The following is a 20,350-nucleotide window of genomic DNA, read 5'->3' on the forward strand; positions in this document are numbered from 1 at the left end:
AAGAGGGACGCCCATGCAGATCGAAAGCAACCTGCCCAGCACTATTGATGTCGACGCCCGGCTGGATGAGATCGCCCGCCGCTATAAACAGGCGGGCGGCGTGGGCATTCATGTGCTGAACCTCATCGGCGGCAGCGCGGATGGGTTGATCGACCGATTGCCGGGTGCAGTGCGCCGCAATCTCGAAGGGGCGACGATGAAGGCGCTCGGCCATGCCATGCAGGCCGCCCATTCCAGCCGCAGCTATGTGAAGGATCAGCAGGGTTGGCTGAACCAAGCGGTCTCAACCGCCATGGGGGCCGCTGGCGGGGCCGGGGGGCTGCCCACGGCGCTGGCCGAACTGCCGGTGACCACAACGCTGCTGTTGCGGGTCATCCAAGGCGTGGCGGCGGAACATGGGTTTGATCCGGCGGCTGAGAATGTGCAGTTCGACTGCGTCCATGTCTTCACCGCTGCAGGGCCGTTGGCCGATGACGATAGCGCCGATCTGGGGTTTTTAACGGTCCGCATGGCGCTGACGGGCCGCGCGATGAACGCGGTGATCGCCCGCGTGGCCCCTCGGCTGGCATTGGTGATGGGGCAAAAGCTCGCCGCGCAGGCGGTGCCGGTGCTGGGCGCAGTGGCCGGGGCGGCGACGAACTATGCCTATACCAGCTATTACCAAGACATGGCCCATGTGCATTTCGGCCTGCGCAGCCTGGCGATAGAGGCGGACATCCCGCAAGAGGAACTGGTTGCCCGACTGAGACAGAAGATGGGTCGGACGCCGTCCAAGATCTGATCAGCGCCCGATACTGCCCGGCGCTACGGTGGTGGCCTTGATGATGGCGTAGCACCCCATCCCCTCGCGCAGATCAAGATCGCGTACTGCCCGCGCCGTGACGCGGGCAAGCAGGCGGTCACCGCCCGCGTCCAGCGCAATGGCGGCGCCCGGCCCGTCACCGGGATGCACCGCATCCACCCGCACGGGCAGAATGTTAACCGAAGACAGCCCCTCGGGCCGCTGGCGCGACAAGATCACATCCTGCGCCAAGACCCGCAGCCGCACCCGCGTGCCTATCGGCGCTTGCACCCCCGGCAGTTCCAGTTGCCCCGCCCGAACGGCGAGGGTCGAAAGCCCATCTTCGGCATGGGCGATGACATCGGCCTCCAGCACCGCACCCGCTTCGCGCACGCCCAGCAGGGGCACGGCGGCGGGGTCGGCCATCACGTCGAACAGCGCGCCCTGCGCCTTTAGCCGCCCGTTTTGCAATAAGACCAGCCGATCGGCGAGCCGGGCAATCTCATCCACCGCGTGGCTGACGTAGAGGATCGGCAGGCCCAATCCCCCGTCGCGCAGGCGTTCGAGATAGGGCAGAATCTCTTGCTTGCGCGGGCCATCGAGGCTCGCCAATGGTTCGTCCATCAGCAGCAGGCGCGGATGGCAAAGCAGGGCGCGACCAAGGGCAACACGCTGCTTTTCTCCGCCCGACAGGGTCGCCGGGGCACGGTCGAGCAAAGGTTCAAGCCCCAGAAGCGCCACGACATCCTCAAAGCCCGCCCCTTGGCTGTCACGCGGGGCATAGCGCGTGCCGAAGGTCAGGTTCTTGCGCACATCAAGATGCGGAAAAAGCCGCGCATCCTGAAAGACATAGCCCAGCCTGCGGCGATGTGGCGGCACCCAGATGCCGCGCTGCGTATCCACGAGCACCTCACCCTCCAACACCACGCGGCCGACATCAGGGCGCAGCAATCCGGCAAGCGCGTTGATCACCGTCGTCTTGCCTGCACCCGAGCGGCCAAAAAGCGCGGTGATGCCCCCTTTGGTGGTGAATGACAGGTCCAGATCAAAGCCGTCGAACCGATGGCGCAGCGTGACCTCCAGCATCAGCGCGCCCCCGAGATGCGTCTGGCGACCCGCCGGGCCAAAGCTTCGGAAAGCAGCACGGCGGCCAGCGCCACCAGCCCGGCCAGCGCCGCCATGGTCAGCGCGCGGCTCTCGCCGCCCGGCACCTGCAATGCCGTCCAAATCGCGCTCGGCAGGGTTTGGGTCTGGCCGGGGATATTGGCGACGAATGTGATCGTGGCACCGAATTCGCCCATCGCCTTGGCAAAGCCCATCACCGCGCCGGCAAGGATGCCGGGAAAGATCAGTGGAAGGGTGACGCGGCAGAACACGCTGATACGCGGCGCGCCAAGTGTGGCGGCGGCGGCCTCGATCCGTGGGTCGACGGCTTCGATCGCCAGCCGCATGGCGCGGACCATCAGCGGAAAGCTCATGATCAGAGCGGCCAGCACTGCGCCGGTCCAATGGAAGGCAAGGCCGATGCCGAAACTCTCTAACAGACGACCCATGGGGGCGTTGCGGCCAAAGCTGAGCAGCAGCAGATAGCCCGTCACCACTGGCGGCAGAACCAGTGGCAGATGGACCAACGCGCTCAACACGCCTTTGCCACGAAACTGCTTCCGGGCGAGGATCCACGCAACCCAAAGCGCCAGCGGCAGAGAGCAGAGCATCGCCACAGTCGCCACCCGCAGCGACAACAAGAGCGCGGCCCAAGCGGCAGCGTCAAGATCCATGATCGGCCCGAAGGAAACCATGATCCTCAAGGATCGTCTGCGCCTTTTGCGTGATCAGGAAATCGACCAGCGCGGTGCCTTCCGGCGTCAGGGCGGCGGCGGGATAGGTAATGGGGGCATGGGTGTCGGCGGGCACCTTATAGACGATCTGCACGTCATCCTCGGCATGGGCGTCGCTGGCATAAACCACACCAAAGGGCGTATCGCCGCGCGCGACCAAGGCCAGCGCGGCGCGGACACTGTCGGTCTCGGCCAATTGGCTTTGCAGGCCCTCCCATAGACCCTCATGGGTCAGCCATTCGCGGGCATAGCTGCCTGCGGGCACCGCATCACGTTGGCCCATGGCGAGCCGCCCCATGCGGCCCAGCCGGACGGGCAGGTCGGCAGGCTGGGACAGCGCGGCGGTGCCACGGGGGGCGATCAGCACCAAGTGGTTGCGGGCGACGATCTGGGCCTGCTCGGCGGTGCTAACCCCTTGATCCGACAGCCAATCCATCCAATCTGTGTTCGCCAGAAGGACGACATCCGCAGGCGCTCCGGCAGCGACCTGCCGCGCCATCGTGCCCGACCCGCCGTAGGCCAAGGCCAATGGCGCGGGGAACGCGTCTGCAATCTCCTCCAGCGCGCCGCGTAGGCTGGCGGCGGCGAAGACGGTCAGCGGTGCCTCGGCCCGAAGGGGGAGGGCAAGGCCGCAGAACAGGGTCAGAAGGGCGCAAAATCTTATCATTTTGGTAGTATCTTTGATGCATTGAAGGGGGGCAAGTGCATATGGTCAGACAAGGATTGCCGCGCTAGGGTGAAGGCGAAAACAACCAGCCAGAGGGCGCGGCTGCGACGGATGACGACACAGGCACCGATATCGCTGAACGGCGGACAAAAGGACGATCTGCGCATTCAATTTGCAGCACTTTGCTGGCGTCGTAAACGTGGCAAGTTGCAGATCTTGCTGATTACCTCGCGCGGCAGCAAGCGTTGGATCATTCCCAAGGGCTGGCCGATGGACGGTAAAACCCCCGCCGCCTCGGCTCTGGTCGAGGCATGGGAGGAAGGCGGCGTTGTGGGGCAGGTGCGCGGGCAATGTCTGGGCGTTTATAGCTATGCCAAAACAGGGGGGGACGGGACAGTGCCCTGTTTGGCGATGCTGTACCCGGTCAAGGTCAAGACATTGGCGAAACAGTTCCCCGAGAAGGGACAGCGCAGGCGGCTGTGGTGCTCGCGCCGGAAAGCTGCGCGGCTGGTGGATGCGCCCGATCTGGCGCGGTTGATCCGCGATTTCGATCCGCGCAGCGGCGGTCTGGCGGGCTGATTGCGCGACAATGGCACGTGCGGGCCGATCCCGCCTGTCTTGACCTCGTTCCTGCGGCAGCCCATTTAGAATTGAGAGTTCAAGGACCGGGCGAATGATCCGTTATGCGTTGAAATGCGAGGCCGGGCATGGTTTCGACAGTTGGTTCCAATCGGCGGCAGCCTTTGACAGCCTCGCCCGCGGGGGCCATCTGAGCTGTGCGGTCTGTGGGTCGGCGGAGGTGCGCAAATCGCTGATGGCCCCGCGGGTGACGTCGGGCGAGTGCGCCCCCGAAGCGGTCGAGAAACCGCAGCCTGCGGAGAAGCCCGCGCCGGCTTTGTCCAAACCGGCGAGCGATGTGGAAAAAGCGCTGACCGCGCTGCGCAACAAGGTTGAGGCGACCTCGGACTATGTTGGCAAGAATTTCGTTCGGGAAGCGCGCGACATGCACGCAGGGCGCACGCCCGAACGTGCGATCTATGGCGAAGCGCGGCTGGATCAGGCCCGCGCCTTGGTCGAAGAAGGCGTACCGTTGATGCCCCTGCCGTTCAAACCCAAACGCCAACTTTCCTGAAGGCGCATTCTCGCAAAGGCGCATTCTGGTAAAGGCCCATTCTGATAAAGGACCCTCCATGACCATTGTGATCACCGGCGCGAGCCGCGGCATCGGCGCGACGCTGGCCGCACAGTATAAAGATGCAGGCGAAGAGGTGATCGGCACCGCCCGCAGCGCGGGGGCAGGGGCCGTGTTGGATGTGACCGACCCGGCAAGCCACGCCGCTTTTGCCGCAAACTTGCAAGGCCGACCACTGGACCTGCTGATCTGCAATGCGGGCGTCTATCTGGACAAGGGCGATGACTTGGATACCGGCTTTGGCCCCGACCTTTGGGCGCAGAGTTTCGCGACCAATGTGACCGGGGTTTTTCTGACGGTGCAATCGCTCCTGCCGAACCTGCGCGCGGCAAAGGGCGCGAAAATTGCGATCATCGCCTCGCAGATGGGGTCGCAGACGCGGGCACCGGGCGGCAGCTATATCTACCGTGCCTCCAAGGCGGCGGTGATCAATCTGGGGCGCAATCTGGCGGTGGACCTAAAGCCCGAGGGCATCGCGGTGGGGATTTACCATCCCGGCTGGGTGCGCACGGATATGGGCGGCGATCAGGGCGAGATCAGCGTCACGGAGTCTGCGCAAGGCCTTGCTAAACGGATTGCCGCGCTGGATCTTGCTCAGACCGGCGCGTTTGAGACATGGGATGGCCGGGCGCATCCGTTCTAGGGCACTCGACATAACGTCATGTTAAATAGGCTTGCCCTTGCCGTGCCGTGGGCTTAGACCGCGCTGGACTGTTGCGCGGGGGACAATATGCCTGTTCTGGTTATGAAATTCGGTGGGACTTCGGTCGCCACTTTGGACCGTATCCGCCGCGCGGCAAAGCGCGTCGGCGTCGAGGTTGCCAAAGGCTATGACGTGATCGTCATCGTTTCGGCCATGTCGGGCGAGACGAATAAGCTGGTGGGCTTCGTCAATGAGACCTCGCCGCTTTATGATGCGCGCGAATATGACGCCATCGTATCGAGTGGGGAGAATGTCACCGCGGGCCTGATGGCGCTGACCTTGCAGGAAATGGACGTGCCCGCACGCTCGTGGCAGGGCTGGCAGGTGCCGGTGCGCACCACCGATGCCCATTCCGCCGCGCGAATCGAAGAGATCCCCACCGACAACATCAACGCCAAGTTCGGCGAAGGCATGAAGGTCGCCGTGGTCGCAGGTTTCCAAGGCATTAGCCCGCAGGGTCGGATCACGACGCTCGGCCGGGGCGGGTCTGACACGACCGCCGTGGCCTTTGCTGCCGCCTTTGATGCGGAGCGCTGCGATATCTACACCGATGTGGACGGTGTTTACACCACCGACCCGCGGGTGGAATCTAAGGCCCGCAAACTTGACAAGATCTCCTTTGAAGAGATGCTGGAACTGGCCTCTCTCGGGGCGAAGGTTTTGCAGACCCGGTCGGTCGAACTGGCGATGCGCTACAAGGTTAAACTGCGCGTGCTGAGCAGTTTCGAAGAACAATCTGACGATGCCGGGACGCTCGTCTGCGATGAGGAGGAAATCATGGAAAGCAATGTGGTGGCCGGGGTCGCGTTTTCCCGTGATGAGGCAAAGATGACCTTGGTGTCCGTGGCAGACCGCCCCGGCATCGCCGCGACGATCTTTACCGCGCTCAGCGAAGGTGGCGTGAACGTCGACATGATCGTCCAAAACATCGCCGAAGAAGGCCGCACCGATATGACGTGGTCCTGCCCCGTCGATCAGGTGATCCGCGCGGAAAAGGCGATGGAGAAAGCCCATGAAGAGGGCATCATCAACTACCAAGAGTTGATCGCCGACAAGGGTGTGGCCAAAGTGTCCGTGGTCGGCATCGGCATGCGCAGCCACACCGGCGTGGCCGCCAAGATGTTCAAGGTGCTCTCGGATGAGGGGATCAACATCAAGGTTATCACCACCTCCGAGATCAAGATCAGCGTGTTGATTGACCGCAAGTATATGGAGCTGGCCGTGCAGGCGCTTCATGATGCTTTCGAGCTGGATAAAGCCGCTTAAGCCTCTGCGATCAAATGGGTTTTACGCGAGGTTGCGCCTTGCGTAAAACTGCAGCATCCCGCCGATATGCTGGCAGAGGATGCAGGGTATGTCGCGAATAGCATTTCTATCCTTGCGCGAGTGCGCTAAACCCTGATCCAGAGGGACAGGGACCAGATCATATGGCCGAACGGGTTGAAACAGAAAGCCGGAAGCTGCTGGGGCGGCTGCGCGATGCGATGGCCAGTGATGTGGCGGGCCAAGCGCGGCTGGATAAGATCACCCAGTTGATCGCCAACTCCATGGGCTGCGAAGTCTGCTCGATCTATCTGTTCCGTGATGAAGACACGCTTGAGCTTTGTGCCACCGAAGGTCTGAACGAGGCGGCGGTGCATGAAACCCGTATGAAACTGGGCGAAGGTCTGGTGGGGTGCGTGGCTAAGCGCCGCACGGTGATCAACACGCCCGATGCGCCGCAGGCTGCCGGTTTCCGTTTCATGCCAGAGACGGGGGAGGAGATTTATTCTTCGTTCCTCGGCGTGCCGATCCAGCGGTTGGGTGAGACGCTTGGCGTGCTGGTCGTGCAGTCCAAACAGGCGCGGGAATTTTCGGCGGATGAGGTTTACGCGCTTGAGGTCGTGGCCATGGTGCTGGCCGAAATGGCCGAGCTTGGAGCCTTTGTCGGCGAGGGGGCGGCGATGTCAGCGCGGCACAGCCAGCCGGTGCTGCTGCGCGGCACCGTGGGGCAGGAGGGCGTGGCCGAGGGCCATGTCTGGCTGCATGAGCCGCGGGTGGTGGTATCCAACCCCATCGCCGATGACCCGGAACGCGAGACTGAGCGCCTGACCGAAGCGGTCGAGCAATTGCGCGTCAGCGTTGACCAATTGTTAAGCCTTACCGCCGACAAAGAGCAGCAACAGGTGCTTGAAGCCTACCGCATGTTCGCCAATTCCAAAGGCTGGATGCGGCGCATGGTGGAGGATATTCAAAGCGGGCTGAGCGCCGAGGCTGCGGTCGAGAAAGAACAATCCATGGCCCGCGCCCGTCTGGGGCAGGTCAATGACGCTTATCTGCGGGAGCGGTTGTCGGATCTGGATGATCTGTCGAACCGTTTGCTGCGTCATCTGACGGGGCAGGGCAGTGATACCGGAGCCGAGATGCCGGTCGATCCGATCCTTGTGGCGCGCAATATTGGCCCGGCGGAATTGCTGGACTATGGGCGGACGCTGCGCGGTATCGTGTTGGAGGGCGGCTCTGTCGGGTCACACGCGGCTATTGTGGCGCGGGCGCTGGCGATTCCGCTGATCGTTCACGCGAGCCGCATCACCAATGATGCGCTGAATGGCGATCACATCATGGTGGATGGGGAACAGGGCGTGGTGCATCTGCGGCCCGACGATACCGTGGCCACGGCCTTTCGTGACAAGATCGCGATGCAGGCGGCGGCGCAGGAACGCTATGCCTCGATCCGCGATAAACCGGCTGAGACGAAATGCGGGCGGATCATCAGCCTGCAGATGAACGCGGGGTTGATGGCCGATCTGCCCTCACTCGAAGGGTCGGGGGCCGAGGGCGTGGGGCTGTTCCGCACAGAGTTGCAGTTTCTGGTGCGCAATCAGATGCCCCGCCGGACCGAGCTTGCGGCGCTTTACGCGCGCGTGCTTGATGCCGCGCATGGCCGCCGCGTGGTGTTTCGCACGCTCGACATCGGCTCGGACAAGGTGCTGCCCTATATGAAGCCTCATGATGAGCCGAACCCGGCTTTGGGCTGGCGCGCGATCCGGGTGGGACTGGACAAACCCGGTGTCATGCGCATGCAGTTGCAAGCCCTGATCCGCGCCGCTGCGGGCCGCCCGCTGGCGGTGATGTTTCCCTTTATCGCCCAGTTCGAGGAGTTCCGCGCCGCCCGCGCCGAGGTCGACAAGGCAATGGAGCGCGAGCGTATCTTGGGCCATGTGTTGCCCGAAAAGCTGGAAGTCGGCGCCATGCTTGAGACGCCTAGCCTCGCCTTTGCCCCAAAGAAATTCTTTGAAGAGGTCGAGTTCCTATCGATCGGGGGCAACGATCTGAAACAGTTCTTTTTCGCCGCTGACCGTGAGAACGAGCGTGTGCGGCGGCGCTATGACACGCTGAACGTTTCTTTCCTGACCTTCCTTGAAGGTATCGTAGAACGCTGCGCCGAAACCGATACGGCACTGTCTTTCTGCGGTGAGGATGCGGGCCGCCCGGTCGAGGCGCTGTGTTTCGCGGCCATTGGGCTCAAGACCCTGTCGATGCGCCCGGCCTCAATCGGCCCGGTCAAAAGCCTGCTGCGGCGCTGCAACCTTGATGACGTGCGCGAGGTTATCCACGCGGCGCGCGAGCGAGGTGAGATGTCGGTAAGAGGCGCGGTGATGGACTACGTGCGTCAGCAGCACCAGCATTAAGGCCCGCAACTATTTGCTGTGATAGTCGCGAAACCAAGCGACGAAACGCGCGATGCCTTCGTGAATGTCGGTTTGCGGGCGATAGCCGGTAAGCCGGTGCAGCAGCGTCGCATCGGCCCATGTGGCCGGGGCGTCGCCCATCTGCATGCCCATGTAATTGCGGATCGCGCGCTTGCCGAGCGCGGCTTCGATCGCTTCGACGAAATCAAGCAGGCGGACCTTTTCGGAATTGCCGATATTTACCACCCGGTAGGGTGCTGCGGGGGAGAGCGAATCCCATTCCGGCGGCGGCGGCGCGCTGCCCGGTTGGGGCGGAACGCAATCCATCAGCAGACGGATGCCGCGCACTAGATCATCGACACAGGTGAAATCGCGGTACATCTCGCCGTGATTGTAGATATCGATCGGACGCCCATCGAGGATCGAGGATCGCATCGACGAATTTGCTCAAGGCAAGGTCGGGGCGCCCCCAAGGCCCGTAAACGGTGAAAAAGCGAAACATCGTCGTCGGCAGGTTCCACAGATGGGCATAGGCATGGGCCATCCCCTCATTCGCCTTTTTCGTGGCGGCGTAGATCGACAGGGGCCGGTCGGTGGCCCCGGTTTCGCCAAAGGGCATATCGGTATTGGCCCCGTAGATCGAAGAGGATGAGGCCATGAGCAGATGTTTGACCTCAAGCCGTCGCGCGGCTTCCATCACGTTGAAAGTGCCGGTGATATTGGCGTCGAGAAAGGCGCGGGGGTGGTCGATGCTGTGACGCACGCCCGCTTGCGCCGCGAGGTGGACGATCATGTCTGGCTGAAAGTCATCGGCCAGCGCATCGAAGGTTTCGCGGTCTTCCAGCAGCGCCTCTTTGGTCGTGAAATGCTCATGCTGAAGCAGCATCGCGTGGCGGCGTTGTTTCAAGGCGACGTCGTAGTAATCGGTCATCCCGTCATAGCCCTGCACCCGCGCGCCTTCGGCCAGCAGCAGGCGGGCAAGGTGAAAGCCGATGAAACCGCCCGTGCCGGTGACCAGTATCCTCTGCGTGCTGTCCATTCTGGCATCCTCGCTCATGCGGCATGCCGGGCCCATTGAGCCTGCGGCTTGTGTTGCCTTTCCCATGTCCCGATCAAGGTTGGGCTGTGAATGCTGAAAATTTGGTTAAACTTGGCATAGAAAACGGCAAAGCACTTGCTGGCGGGGCGTCAATCAAGCCCCGGCAAGGCAAAACGGTTCGCGGGCTGCGCGATCAGAGGGCAAGGGGACGCGCGAGGATTTAAATCAGCGCGCGCGCTGAAACGTGATCTGACCGTCCATGATGGCGGTGATTGCATTCACGTCGGTAATCGTTTCGGCGGGCCATCGGGTCAGATCATGGCTTAGAACGGCAATGTCGGCGTCCATGCCTTCTTTCAACCGTCCGCGTGTATCTTCGGCAAACTCTGCCCAAGCGTTGTCGAGGGTATAGCTTGCGAGGGTGTCTTTGAGGGTCTGGGTCTGATCCGGCCAATCGCCGCCGAGGTCCAGCGGCGTGATGGCCGCCTTGAGCGTGGACATCACATCCACCGGGATGACCGGCCAATCGGTTGAGAAAATCACCCGGGCCCCGGTGTCACGAATGGTTTGCCACGCATAGGCCCCTTCGATCTGTTCGGGGCGGATATAGTCCCCGACGCCAGAGGGCGGAAAAACATGGCCCCGGGGCGCGTGGCCGGGCTGGAGGGAGGCGACGATGCCCAGATCTGCGAGCCGGGGAATGTCATCGGGGTGGATCACTTCGATATGTTCGATCCGGTGGCGGCTGTCGCGTTTTTCATTCGCGTTTTGGGCGGCCTCATAGGCGTCGATCGTTCGCCGCACGGCGGCATCCCCGATGGCATGAACAGCGATCTGAAACCCTAGACGATCCGCTTCGACACAGGCGGCGACGAAATGCTCTTGGGTGAAAACCTCATCGCCGCAATTGCCGTCTTTGCCCATCTCCCCCGGATAGGGCTGCAGCATCAGTGCGGTCCCGCTTTCGATCACCCCGTCGATGAACATTTTGACGTGACTACAGCGGACCTTATCCCCTTGAAAGTCATCGCGCAGAGCAGGGGCTTCGCGGGTCAAACGCGCGACAGGGTCGGTGCCTTTGAGGTGAAAGGGCACATGACAGCGGCAGAGCAGGCGGCCCTCGGCCTCCAACTCAGAGAGAAGTTCAAGCTGATAGCGGTTGCCATCCATCAGATGCAGGCCGGTAATGCCCTGCGCGGCGCAATGGGCCAGCCCGCGTGCGATAACGTCCTTGTCCATCGCGCGCTGCGCAGGTGTGGCGGGCGGCTCGGGGTCGCGACCGGCGGTAAGGCCCAACATATCGCGGCCGCCATAGCGGGTGAGCGATAGGATCGGGCTATAGGCGCCGGGCTCAAGCAACTCCCCATTGGCAAGCCCATCTTCCCCCATCACGATTTCAGAACCTGCATCGACCTTGCCGCCTTGCAAGAGCCCTGCCGCCTTCAACGCGGCGGTGTTGGCCCAGACCGTGTGGTGGTCGGGGGCGAACATGGCGAGCGGGCGGTCGGGCAGGATGGCATCAAGGTCATGCCGGGTGAGGGTTTTGCCGGTGCCCAAAATGCCGTAGTCTGCCATGACGCAGAACAGCATTTTATCGTCTGGGTTTGCCTCGGCATAGGGCAGGATCGCGCGGCGCATTTCCTCCAGCCCGGTGAGGCCATAGAGGTTGAGATATTCCAGTTCGACGGACCCGCCAAAGAGATGCACGTGGCTGTCGATAAAGCCCGGCAGCACCGTGCCGCCCTGCGCATCGATCACCTTGGTGTCTGGGCCGATCAGCACCGTGATCTGAGCATCCGATCCGACCGCCGAGATCTTATTACCGGTGATGGCCAAAGCGCTGGCTTGGGGCTGATCCGGGTCAAAGGTGATCAGCGCGCCGTTGTGAATGACAATATCTGCCGGCATGGTCTTAGGGTCCTTATTGCGATGCGCGCCCCGACCGATGGCCGGGACGCAATGTGTTTATCGAACAAAGCGCGCGTTATTTCTGAAGGTCGGTCCAGATCGCGGTATAGAGCTTTTGCGCCTCGGGCGGGCAGACCTTGGCGACATAGGCGGCGCTTTTCAGGTCTTCGGGCACGACCACTTCGGGCGCGGACTTCATGTCTTCTGGCATGAACGCCTCTGAGCCCTTGATGCCGTTGGCATAGCGGGCGAACTCCGACAGCATCGCGGCGTTCTCCGGGTCCATGATGAAGTTGAGGAAGGTCTTGGCTTCTTCGACGTTCTGCGCGTCCGCCAAAATCGCGGCATTGTCCATCCAGACCGGGTAGCCCTCTTGCGGGTAGCCGAAGGCGATGTCGGGGTTCTGGTTGCGCGCTCGGAAGGATGCGCCGTTCCAGTTCACCCCGGCGGCGAGGTCACCCTTGGCGTATTTCTCGATATTGCCGTAGTCCATCGACAACCAATTTGGCTTGGCCTCACGCAGGATGTCGCGGACTTTTTTCAGCATTTCCTTGTCGGCTGTGCATTGCTCACCGCCCGCAAAGTGGATCGCCATGCCCATGACATCGTTCATCTCGGGCACTACGTTGATCTTGCCCTTCAGCTCTTCTGGCGGGTCAAAGATCACGGCGGCGGTATTGATGTCGCCATCATAGACCGCGGTGTTCACCGTCACCCCGACGGTCCCCCACTGCCATGGCACGGTGTAATTGCGGCCCGGATCGAATTCCACATCGACCCACTGCGGGTCCATGTTCTTGAAGTTCTCCATCTCGTTGGGCTTGCTTTCCATCAGCAGCCCTTCGCCCACGAAAATCGGGACATAGGTGCCCGAGGGCACGACGATGTCAAAGCCGTGACCGCCCGCTTTGATCTTGGCCAGTGCCGTATCGTTGCTGTCATAGTCCGTGATGGTGACCTTGATGCCGGTCTCTTTCTCGAACTTCTCGATCATGTCGGGGCTGGTGTAGTTGCCCCAGTTGTAAATGTTCAACTCGCCTTCGGCCATGGCAGGCCCCGCGAGGATGAGCGTGAGTGCCGTCAGTGTCTTTTTCATGTCTAGCTCCCGTTGGTTAATTATTTTTTGACTTTGCTGAGCAGGGTATAGGCGATCACCATCGTCACCGAGATCATCAACAGAACAGTTGAAATCGCATTGATCTCAGGTGTCACCACCCGCCGTAGTTGGCCCAGCATATAGGTCGGCAGGGTGTCCTGCCCGGCGGATTTCACAAATTCGGTAATGACCACGTCATCAAGGCTGATGACAAAGGCCAGCATCGCCCCGGCGAGGATGCCCGGCCAAAGCTGGGGCAGGGTCACATGGCGGAAAACCTGAAACGGCGTGCCATAGAGGTCCGCCCCCGCCTGTTCGAGGGTCAGGTCCATGCCTTGAAGCCGTGCGCGGATCGGAAGATAGGCAAAGGGAATGCAACCCACATTTCCCAAGTAAGGCGCTGATTTCGCTGTCCTGACCATTATATTTCCTATATAAAACATGGTGTTGAAGGCTGCGAGGGGCGCGTTTCATGGATCACCCAGAGGGTGCGGGCTTGCAACGGGCAGATCGGGTGGATTTCGACCCTCGCGTGCGGCTGGAATTTCGCGGCACGCAGCTCAGTTCCGACGGCGGCCTTCTGGTGATGCGCGAGCTTGATGACGCGCTCGGGTTGTCCGATTTGGCGTCAGCGGCGCTGCGCGATACTCGCTCTGGCAAGAACACGGTCCATCGGCTCGACGGCCTGTTCCGGCAATCAGTCTTTGGGCGGCTGGCCGGATACGAGGATGTCAACGACGCCAACCGTCTCGCCTGCGATCCGGTCATGCGCCAAGTTGTCGGCGGCAGAGCGGTCGATGCACAAGCGGCCTCGGCATCGCAGATGGGACGGTTCGAGACCGAGACGCTGGCTCTGGCCGGGAACCGTGCCGCGCTGGCCGACCTGAACGGGCAATGGATCGACCGGTTCCATGACCGTAACGGGCTGAAGTACATCGTTCTGGACATGGACAGCTCGGTCAGCCCGACCCATGGCGACCAGGAAGGGTCCGCCTGGAATGGCCATTTCGACTGTAGCTGCTATCACCCCAACTTTCTGTTCAACCAGTTCGGGATGCTGGAACGCTGCGCCCTGCGCCATGGCAACGTCCACAGCGCCGATGGCTGGCGTGATGTTCTCGACCCCGTCATTGCGCGCTACGCGGAGCGCGACCTTGGTGGCAGGTTCTTCCGGGCCGATGCTGCCTACGCGATCCCGGCGATCTATGAGCGATTGGAAGAAGCGCGGTTCTTCTACGCCATCCGGCTGCCCGCAAACGCGGTCCTCAAGGACAAGATCGCGCATCGGCTAACGCGCCCTGTCGGGCGGCCGTCACTGACCAAGGTCAAGCGGTTCTTCGAGGAATTCGAGTATCAGGCGGCGTCCTGGGACAAGGAACGCCGGGTGATCGCCAAGATCGAATGGCATCCGGGCGAACTGTTCCCGCGTGTCGGCTTCATCGTCACCAACCTGCCGATGGAGCCGGACTGGGTGGTGCGGTTCTACAACCAGCGCGGCACCGCCGAGCAGCACATCAAAGAGGGCAAATACGCCTTTCGCTGGACGCGGCTGTCGTGCCGGAAGTTCCGCGACAATGAGGTGCGGCTGCAACTGCACGCCCTGGCGTACAACCTGGCCACCTTCTTGCGCTGCATCGAGCTGCCCGAAGCCATGGCCGACTGGTCGTTGACCAGCCTGCAACTGAAGCTGATCAAGATCGGGGCACGTGTGGTCCGTCACGCCCGCACCATCACCTTCCAGCTGGCCGAGGTCGCTGTCACCGGCACGATGGTACGCGCCATCCTCGCCGCTATCCGCCGATTGCGAGCGCCACCGCTATGCGCATGATCGCGATCCACGCTCAAACTGAACGAAAGCGGCTGGACAGATCTGTCCGCTGCGCTGAAAAACGCCGCCCCTGGGCAAGGAAACAGCGGCTTCGCGGTCTGATCCGTCCAGATCCAGCAGTCTGCGCGACCGCAGGTGCCGCTTGCGGCAGAAAATCCTTGTCTAGCGATCGGATACAGGCGATCTTCACCTCAAACGACACGCCACCTGGGGAATGCAGGTGCAAAAGGCCGAATGCGCGATGATCAGATACATCAGCCCAGTATAGCCCGTCACGACCTTGATCGAGGCAAAGAAGATCAGCAGCGCCACTGCCGTGACAATCTCGGGCACCATGAGCGGTTGGTGGATCAGCGCAAAGACCGTGGTCTGCCCCCGAAACTTGCCTGTGCGGGTGGTGCCGAGGGCTGCAAGCACAGCGACACTGGTTGAGATGGCCGCGGCAGAGACCGCGATGATAAGGCTGCGCACCGTGGCCTCTTGGACCATTTCGTTGTCCCAAGCCGAGGCGTACCACCGCCACGAAAATCCCTCCCAGATCGCGATGGAGGTGCCCGCGTTGAAGGAATAGACCACCAGCAGGATGATCGGCATGTAGAGCATGAAAAAACACGCCATCGCGATGCTGGAAAAGCCCGTAAGCTTGCGAATGTCGAACCCGCGATTAGCCATGCTGCACCTCCTCATTTCCTGCGGCGCGGACATAGGCCAGCAGCGCCACCATCACGATAGCCAGCAGCGTGATCGACAGCGCCGCGCCCAAGGGCCAGTTGCGCCCCTGTCCGAATTGCAATTCGATCAGATTGCCGATCATCAATTGATTGCCACCGCCCATGACGCGCGGCGTGACATAGGCCCCCAGCGAGGGCACCAGCACAAGGATCGACCCCGCGATCACCCCCGGTTTCACCAGCGGCAAGATCACCCGGCGCAGCACGTGAAAGCGGGTGGCGTAAAGGTCATATCCTGCTTCAACCAGCCGGAAATCCAACCGCTCAAGCGAGGCATAGATCGGCAGAACCATCAGCGGCAGATAGACATAGACCATGCCCAGAATGATCGAAAACTCGGTGAAAAGCATCTGGATCGGCTCATCAATGATACCAAGCGCGATGAGGATTGAGTTCACGGTGCCCTCGTTGCGGATCAATTCCAGAATGGCGAAGGTGCGGATCAGCAGGTTCGTCCAAAAGGGGATGATGATCAGCAACATCCAGAATTCGCGCTGCTTTTTCGGCCGTGTGGCGATGAAGTAAGCCGTGGGGAAACCAAAGAACAAACAGGCGAGCGTTGTCAGGATCGACAATTTGAGCGACCGCCAAAAGATGCTGAGATGGGCATCCGACCAGCCCAATGTGTCGTCGAAAATATCGCGCTGCATCAGCACGCCAAACCACGCATCGGTCGAGAAATCCCAGACCACCCCGCCATAGTCGCCGGGGGTGAGGAAGGAATAGAACAGCGTGATCAGCAGCGGCCCGCTGGCGGCAAAGATCAGGATGATCAGCGCGGGCGTCAGCAGCAGCCAGCGGTTTCGGGCGGCGCGTTTTGCTACGGTGTTTGAAAGCTCTGCCATGGGTCAGTCCCTCAGAACCTGAGCGGCACCGGCGGGGAAGGACACCCCAACCCGATCGCCCGTCACATAGGAATGTGTGACCGTGGGGCCATTTTGTTGGCGCAGGACAAATTCGCTGCCATCGTCGAGGCCGACGTGAAAATGCGTATCGGTCCCGAAATAGACCACCTCGCGCAGGCTCCCGGCCAAAAGCCCATCTGCTTCGGAGGTCAATTCCGCATGTTCCGGTCGCAGGGCCAGCGTGACCCGGCCCGTGGCGGCTTCATTCGCATGGGCCTGCACAAGCTTGCCTGAAGGCAGACGCAACTGAGCGCTCTCACCCTCGCGGCCAATGATTTCAGCCGGTAAGAAGTTGGTATCGCCGATGAAATCCGCCACGAACCGGTCTGCAGGACGGTCGTAAATCTCGCGTGGGCGTCCGACCTGACGCACCGCGCCGTTGGACATGACCGCGATGCGATCCGACATGGTCAGCGCCTCTTCTTGGTCGTGGGTCACGAAGATAAAGGTGATGCCGGTTTCGGTCTGAAGCCGTTTTAGCTCCAGTTGCATTTTCTTGCGCAGTTTGAAGTCCAAGGCGCTCAGCGGTTCATCCAGCAGCAGGATCTTGGGCCGTGGCGCCAGAGCGCGGGCGAGGGCGACGCGCTGCTGTTGCCCGCCGGAGATCTGGCTGGTCTGTCGATCCGCCATCTGGGTCATCTGCACAAGTTCCATCATCTCGTCCACGGTCGAGTTGATCGCGGATTTGGGCGTGCCGAGCATTTGCAAGCCAAAGCCGATGTTCTCGGCCACGGTCATATGAGGAAACAGGGCGTAGTTTTGAAAGACGGTATTGATGGGGCGTTTGTAGGGGGGCAACGCGAGCAGGCTTTTCCCGAACATGTCCAGCCTGCCGGATGTGGGATGCTCAAACCCCGCGATCAGTCGCAGCAAGGTCGTCTTGCCGCAGCCCGAAGGGCCCAGCAGCGTAAAGAATTCGTTGTCCTGAATTTCGAGGTCGATACTCGCGAGCGCTTCGACCGGCGGGTTGCCGGGATACACTTTGCGCAGCGCCTGTGCGGTGATTGCCTTGGTCATCATTCCCCCTGATCGCCCAATTCGGTTCTTGGTTTTGAGCAAAACTTGCCTTGCATGATTGCGCCAATAGTAATTGGTGAATATACCCCTTGTGGGGTAGTGTTCTTGAGATTTTGATCAGATTTTGGAGTATTTTTGGGCGATAGGCTGACAAATTTGGCGATTGAGCAATTGCGCGATGCGCTTCGGGCCGTCGGCAGCCCATCTTTTTTCGAGGCCTATAAGACCTTTTTCAGCACCCGCATCGCCTTCGGCACCTTCTTGATGTTGCGCTTTGATGCGGACCAACCGCCCTTGCTGCTGGATCACTGGATCGAGCCGGGCAAATTGATCGGGCGACCTCTCGAAGGCTATATGGAGAGCAGCTATGCCTTTGACCCCTTCTATCTGTATCGCAGCCTGCCGAAGGAGGGTGGGCTGTTTCGTTTGGCCGACATCGCGCCGGACCGGTTCTTTTCCAGCGAATATTATCTGCAATATTACCGGGGCACCGGGCTTTGTGACGAGGTTGGACTGCTCATCCCGCTACAGGATGGCGGCGTTGCGCATCTGTCGCTGAGCAGGCGGGATAGGCAGGGGCCATTTCGGCGCAGTGAGCTTCGCAGCGTGGAAAGCTATGCGCCTTTGTTGCTGGAGCTTCTGGCGCAGCATTGCAATGCCGTGGCCCCGGCCCCCGTCGACCAGCCCGGAACGGCCCGCCCCCCGCTGTCCGATGCGATCAGAAGCCATGCTGCGGATCGCCTGAGCATCGGTCTAACCCTGCGGGAGGCGCAGATCGCGGGACTGGTGCTGCAGGGCCATTCGAATGCCTCCGCCGCGAAACTGCTCAATATCGCGACGGAAACCTGCAAGGTCCATCGTCGGAACCTTTACCGCAAGCTCGTCATCTCAACACAGCGCGAACTCTTCGGCGTGTTCAAGCATCTGTTGTAGTTGGTCTTCGACCCGATGGCTCTGGGCGGGGCGTTCGAAATGCGCGGGTTGAGCGGCGATGGTGATACTTTGACGCGCCAGTATTCGAAGCGCGGATGCGCAACCAGTGACCCCGCAGGGCGGGCGTTCCACATCTGCTAAGCCGACTGACCAGCCCTCACCTGTTCGCCACCGCCCCCGAGCGGGGGCAGGGCCAGACACGCAAGGTCTGGGTTGATAGCTCAGACCCTGCCTGCCATCACTGTTGCGGAGGCGCGGGCATGGCTGCGCGCAGGGCGTCTTCATCGACCCCCAAAGCCTCTGCGACCTTGGCCAGATCGGCGCCACGCCCGCCTGCGTCTTCCATGGCCTGTCTCAGGGTTTCGGCATTCACGTTGAGGGTCTCGGCAATCGCGTCAAAGTCAGGGCCTCTGCCCGGCCCGCCGGGACCACCGCTAGCATTCGCAGACCCAATGCCGTTTGCCGCATTGGTCGCGAAGTTGTTCTGCGCGACCACGCCTGCCAGACAGGCAGGCAGGTTCGGAAAGGTGTTGCCCGCGTGATAGTGATACTCGGCTTCTCCGTCCGCTTCGGTCAGGCCGACATGGCCGCCGCATTCATCCAGATCATCGGGAAGAGAACCGTCGTGGTTCAGCGGGCCAAACATCGCGAACCCGTCAAACGCAAAGCCAAACTGTGCCGTCTGATCCTGAGCGACGTTCACACATTCCGCATCGACACCTTCGGAGTCATAGATCGCGTTCATATCCGTGGCGGTCGCATGCCAGTGGTACCAGCCGCCCGGGTCGACATGGCCGCCGCAGGTATCAAGCGCGGGCATATGCCCGGATTCCAGCACCGAAGGGGCGTCGGCGAAGATCGGGACGCCGTCCAACCCGATGCCGACCTTTGCAACGGTGCCAAGGCTGGTCGGCTCATCCGCCATCACCGGGTTCGTCGGAATGAGGACCGTCATCTCGACATCGGGATCGACCGAACCTTGGATGCACTCATGCGCCTCGGTCGGCCCTGCGATGCGAATGTCAAAGGAATAGACCTCTCCGTCTGCGTTGAAGAAGGTGTAGCCCTGCGCGTCCAGCATCCGCAGGAAATCGCCGTCAATCCGGTAGAGCCCCGCCTCCTCGCCGTCCCAGTGCCAAATGCCGCCCTTGTCCTCCAAGGTCGCCGGACAGAACGGACCGATCTCAAGGTCGTCGGGCAGATATTTCACCACATAGCGCGCGCATTGTGCAGCCTCTCCGGTCTCAAGCGTGCAATCCACGATCTCGGCGGGGCTGACCAGCGCGGCATCCGCCACCGAATGCGCGTCGGGGTGCGCAAACGCGGCTGCCGGTGTGAAAACTGCGCAGATTGCGCAGGAACGTAGAAATCTCATCGCTGGGTCTCCTGACTCGTTACTTGTGAGTGTTGTCGGACGCCAAGCCGGGCACCTTGCCGCCGAGGCGGTCTCGGAGGCGGCGATTGAGCGTGGCGTGCGCGGCGGCATCCTCCGCGCCCAGTGTCTCAGCGATCAGCGTGTCGATATCGCGCCAAGCGGCATGGACATCTGCCAGCAACGCGCGCCCGCGCGGTGTCAGTTCCACGATATTGCTGCGCACTTCGGTCGGATCGACTTTGCGGGTGATGATGTCTGCCGCGATCAGCCGCCCGGTCATGGTGCTCATGCTGGCGGGTGTAACGGCGAACTCGCGGGCGAGGGCGATTTGCGAAACGGCGCCCATTCGGGCAAGTGCGTCGATCACGCGGGCCTGACGGGGCGATATGCCGATTTCAGAAAGTCGGTGGCGCAGCTTTTCCTCCACCAAAGTGGCTGCATGGAGCAGATAATGTAATTTTACTGTGTCGAACCGCATGCTAACAGTTAGTAGGCTAATTAACTACGAAAGGCAAGATCGGGCATGGCCGAGCCGAAGAAAGGAGCAGTTGACGTGAACGCCGCGCATGGGGAGTTTGGCCCACGGGTTGAAGGGAGCCGACATTTTTCATTGAAGCGGCAATATTTTTGCGACGGAATATTCTTCGTCCTCCGTTTGAGAAGAAG

The 20,350-nt window shown here is 61.5% G+C and carries 18 protein-coding genes and 2 pseudogenes; 8 read left to right on the plus strand and 12 right to left on the minus strand.

Features of this window, described 5'->3' with window-relative positions:
* Nucleotides 1-13: 13 nt before the first annotated feature.
* Entirely contained in the window at nucleotides 14-781 is a 768-nt protein-coding gene (locus tag T8A63_RS04180; RefSeq protein ID WP_067627437.1) for an EcsC family protein, read from the plus strand.
* Here the strand turns inward: T8A63_RS04180 and modC are convergent, their stop codons facing one another.
* From modC to modA, 3 genes are read right to left on the minus strand one after another with little or no spacing between them, the layout of a single operon-like run.
* Nucleotides 782-1,867 (minus strand): molybdenum ABC transporter ATP-binding protein, encoded by a 1,086-nt coding sequence (modC, locus tag T8A63_RS04185; RefSeq protein WP_416153231.1) that lies wholly within the window; start codon nucleotides 1,865-1,867, stop codon nucleotides 782-784.
* A complete protein-coding gene (modB, locus tag T8A63_RS04190) occupies nucleotides 1,867-2,559 on the minus strand; it encodes a molybdate ABC transporter permease subunit (protein ID WP_067627439.1) in 693 nt (230 codons plus the stop codon). Before modB ends, modC begins: the two co-directional genes overlap by 1 nt.
* Nucleotides 2,549-3,286 (minus strand): molybdate ABC transporter substrate-binding protein, encoded by a 738-nt coding sequence (modA, locus tag T8A63_RS04195; RefSeq protein ID WP_322345058.1) that lies wholly within the window; start codon nucleotides 3,284-3,286, stop codon nucleotides 2,549-2,551. The genes modB and modA overlap by 11 nt, the downstream gene beginning before the upstream one ends.
* 111 nt (nucleotides 3,287-3,397) lie before the next feature.
* Here modA and T8A63_RS04200 point away from each other — a divergent pair, with 111 nt between their 5' ends.
* The 5 genes from T8A63_RS04200 to ptsP all read left to right on the plus strand — a co-directional run bounded on the left by T8A63_RS04200 (nucleotide 3,398) and on the right by ptsP (nucleotide 8,852).
* A complete protein-coding gene (locus T8A63_RS04200) occupies nucleotides 3,398-3,865 on the plus strand; it encodes an NUDIX hydrolase (protein ID WP_322345059.1) in 468 nt (155 codons plus the stop codon).
* A gap of 94 nt (nucleotides 3,866-3,959) precedes the next feature.
* Nucleotides 3,960-4,418: a DUF1178 family protein gene (locus tag T8A63_RS04205; protein WP_300054488.1), complete on the plus strand. Its 459-nt coding sequence runs from the start codon at nucleotides 3,960-3,962 to the stop codon at nucleotides 4,416-4,418.
* Nucleotides 4,419-4,476: 58 nt separating this feature from the next.
* A complete protein-coding gene (locus T8A63_RS04210) occupies nucleotides 4,477-5,121 on the plus strand; it encodes an SDR family NAD(P)-dependent oxidoreductase (protein ID WP_322345060.1) in 645 nt (214 codons plus the stop codon).
* Nucleotides 5,122-5,208: 87 nt separating this feature from the next.
* Nucleotides 5,209-6,447 (plus strand): aspartate kinase, encoded by a 1,239-nt coding sequence (locus T8A63_RS04215; RefSeq protein ID WP_093926868.1) that lies wholly within the window; start codon nucleotides 5,209-5,211, stop codon nucleotides 6,445-6,447.
* 161 nt (nucleotides 6,448-6,608) lie between these two features.
* Nucleotides 6,609-8,852: a phosphoenolpyruvate--protein phosphotransferase gene (gene ptsP / locus T8A63_RS04220; protein ID WP_322345061.1), complete on the plus strand. Its 2,244-nt coding sequence runs from the start codon at nucleotides 6,609-6,611 to the stop codon at nucleotides 8,850-8,852.
* A gap of 9 nt (nucleotides 8,853-8,861) precedes the next feature.
* Here ptsP and T8A63_RS04225 read toward each other — a convergent pair.
* From T8A63_RS04225 to T8A63_RS04240, 4 genes and pseudogenes are all read right to left on the minus strand, one after another.
* Nucleotides 8,862-9,891, minus strand: a pseudogene (locus T8A63_RS04225) (NAD-dependent epimerase/dehydratase family protein).
* Between the two features lie 225 nt (nucleotides 9,892-10,116).
* The gene (locus tag T8A63_RS04230; RefSeq protein ID WP_067626927.1) at nucleotides 10,117-11,799 is read right to left on the minus strand and encodes an amidohydrolase; all 1,683 of its coding nucleotides are present in this window, start codon (nucleotides 11,797-11,799) and stop codon (nucleotides 10,117-10,119) included.
* Nucleotides 11,800-11,875: 76 nt separating this feature from the next.
* On the minus strand, nucleotides 11,876-12,895 hold the full coding sequence (locus T8A63_RS04235; RefSeq protein WP_067626925.1) for an extracellular solute-binding protein: 1,020 nt from the start codon (nucleotides 12,893-12,895) through the stop codon (nucleotides 11,876-11,878).
* Between the two features lie 20 nt (nucleotides 12,896-12,915).
* Nucleotides 12,916-13,272, minus strand: a pseudogene (locus tag T8A63_RS04240) (ABC transporter permease); the annotation flags it as partial.
* A gap of 95 nt (nucleotides 13,273-13,367) precedes the next feature.
* Here T8A63_RS04240 and T8A63_RS04245 point away from each other — a divergent pair.
* Nucleotides 13,368-14,723: an IS1380-like element IS1247 family transposase gene (locus T8A63_RS04245; protein ID WP_006473457.1), complete on the plus strand. Its 1,356-nt coding sequence runs from the start codon at nucleotides 13,368-13,370 to the stop codon at nucleotides 14,721-14,723.
* Between the two features lie 186 nt (nucleotides 14,724-14,909).
* On the opposite strand, the gene T8A63_RS04250 is transcribed toward T8A63_RS04245, so the two are convergent.
* The 3 genes from T8A63_RS04250 to T8A63_RS04260 are packed head-to-tail and all read right to left on the minus strand — an operon-like array spanning nucleotide 14,910 to nucleotide 17,376.
* Nucleotides 14,910-15,395, minus strand: a complete 486-nt coding sequence (locus T8A63_RS04250; protein WP_416153232.1) for an ABC transporter permease — start codon at nucleotides 15,393-15,395, stop codon at nucleotides 14,910-14,912.
* Nucleotides 15,388-16,299 carry an ABC transporter permease gene (locus T8A63_RS04255; protein ID WP_067626922.1) on the minus strand — a complete coding sequence of 304 codons (912 nt, stop codon included), beginning with the start codon at nucleotides 16,297-16,299 and terminating at the stop codon, nucleotides 15,388-15,390. Before T8A63_RS04255 ends, T8A63_RS04250 begins: the two co-directional genes overlap by 8 nt.
* A gap of 3 nt (nucleotides 16,300-16,302) precedes the next feature.
* The gene (locus tag T8A63_RS04260) at nucleotides 16,303-17,376 is read right to left on the minus strand and encodes an ABC transporter ATP-binding protein (protein ID WP_322345062.1); all 1,074 of its coding nucleotides are present in this window, start codon (nucleotides 17,374-17,376) and stop codon (nucleotides 16,303-16,305) included.
* Nucleotides 17,377-17,532: 156 nt separating this feature from the next.
* On the opposite strand from T8A63_RS04260, the gene T8A63_RS04265 reads away from it, so the two are divergent.
* Nucleotides 17,533-18,309, plus strand: coding sequence for a helix-turn-helix transcriptional regulator (locus T8A63_RS04265; RefSeq protein WP_322345063.1), 777 nt, complete (start codon nucleotides 17,533-17,535; stop codon nucleotides 18,307-18,309).
* 238 nt (nucleotides 18,310-18,547) lie between these two features.
* Here the strand turns inward: T8A63_RS04265 and T8A63_RS04270 are convergent, their stop codons facing one another.
* Entirely contained in the window at nucleotides 18,548-19,684 is a 1,137-nt protein-coding gene (locus tag T8A63_RS04270) for a YHYH protein (RefSeq protein ID WP_322345064.1), read from the minus strand.
* 19 nt (nucleotides 19,685-19,703) lie between these two features.
* Nucleotides 19,704-20,162 (minus strand): MarR family winged helix-turn-helix transcriptional regulator, encoded by a 459-nt coding sequence (locus T8A63_RS04275; RefSeq protein ID WP_322345065.1) that lies wholly within the window; start codon nucleotides 20,160-20,162, stop codon nucleotides 19,704-19,706.
* Nucleotides 20,163-20,350 lie beyond the last annotated feature (188 nt).

It is taken from the genome of Sulfitobacter sp. OXR-159, from assembly GCF_034377145.1.
Lineage (GTDB): Bacteria > Pseudomonadota > Alphaproteobacteria > Rhodobacterales > Rhodobacteraceae > Sulfitobacter.

What these genes read in the sequence shown, in the direction of transcription:
- T8A63_RS04180 (WP_067627437.1), top strand. Translation starts at nt 14, where the DNA reads ATGCAGATCGAAAGCAACCTGCCCAGCACTATTGATGTCGACGCCCGG.
- modC (WP_416153231.1), bottom strand. Translation starts at nt 1,867, where the DNA reads ATGCTGGAGGTCACGCTGCGCCATCGGTTCGACGGCTTTGATCTGGAC.
- modB (WP_067627439.1), bottom strand. Translation starts at nt 2,559, where the DNA reads ATGGATCTTGACGCTGCCGCTTGGGCCGCGCTCTTGTTGTCGCTGCGG.
- modA (WP_322345058.1), bottom strand. Translation starts at nt 3,286, where the DNA reads ATGATAAGATTTTGCGCCCTTCTGACCCTGTTCTGCGGCCTTGCCCTC.
- T8A63_RS04200 (WP_322345059.1), top strand. Translation starts at nt 3,398, where the DNA reads ATGACGACACAGGCACCGATATCGCTGAACGGCGGACAAAAGGACGAT.
- T8A63_RS04205 (WP_300054488.1), top strand. Translation starts at nt 3,960, where the DNA reads ATGATCCGTTATGCGTTGAAATGCGAGGCCGGGCATGGTTTCGACAGT.
- T8A63_RS04210 (WP_322345060.1), top strand. Translation starts at nt 4,477, where the DNA reads ATGACCATTGTGATCACCGGCGCGAGCCGCGGCATCGGCGCGACGCTG.
- T8A63_RS04215 (WP_093926868.1), top strand. Translation starts at nt 5,209, where the DNA reads ATGCCTGTTCTGGTTATGAAATTCGGTGGGACTTCGGTCGCCACTTTG.
- ptsP (WP_322345061.1), top strand. Translation starts at nt 6,609, where the DNA reads ATGGCCGAACGGGTTGAAACAGAAAGCCGGAAGCTGCTGGGGCGGCTG.
- T8A63_RS04230 (WP_067626927.1), bottom strand. Translation starts at nt 11,799, where the DNA reads ATGCCGGCAGATATTGTCATTCACAACGGCGCGCTGATCACCTTTGAC.
- T8A63_RS04235 (WP_067626925.1), bottom strand. Translation starts at nt 12,895, where the DNA reads ATGAAAAAGACACTGACGGCACTCACGCTCATCCTCGCGGGGCCTGCC.
- T8A63_RS04245 (WP_006473457.1), top strand. Translation starts at nt 13,368, where the DNA reads ATGGATCACCCAGAGGGTGCGGGCTTGCAACGGGCAGATCGGGTGGAT.
- T8A63_RS04250 (WP_416153232.1), bottom strand. Translation starts at nt 15,395, where the DNA reads ATGGCTAATCGCGGGTTCGACATTCGCAAGCTTACGGGCTTTTCCAGC.
- T8A63_RS04255 (WP_067626922.1), bottom strand. Translation starts at nt 16,299, where the DNA reads ATGGCAGAGCTTTCAAACACCGTAGCAAAACGCGCCGCCCGAAACCGC.
- T8A63_RS04260 (WP_322345062.1), bottom strand. Translation starts at nt 17,376, where the DNA reads ATGACCAAGGCAATCACCGCACAGGCGCTGCGCAAAGTGTATCCCGGC.
- T8A63_RS04270 (WP_322345064.1), bottom strand. Translation starts at nt 19,684, where the DNA reads ATGAGATTTCTACGTTCCTGCGCAATCTGCGCAGTTTTCACACCGGCA.
- T8A63_RS04275 (WP_322345065.1), bottom strand. Translation starts at nt 20,162, where the DNA reads ATGCGGTTCGACACAGTAAAATTACATTATCTGCTCCATGCAGCCACT.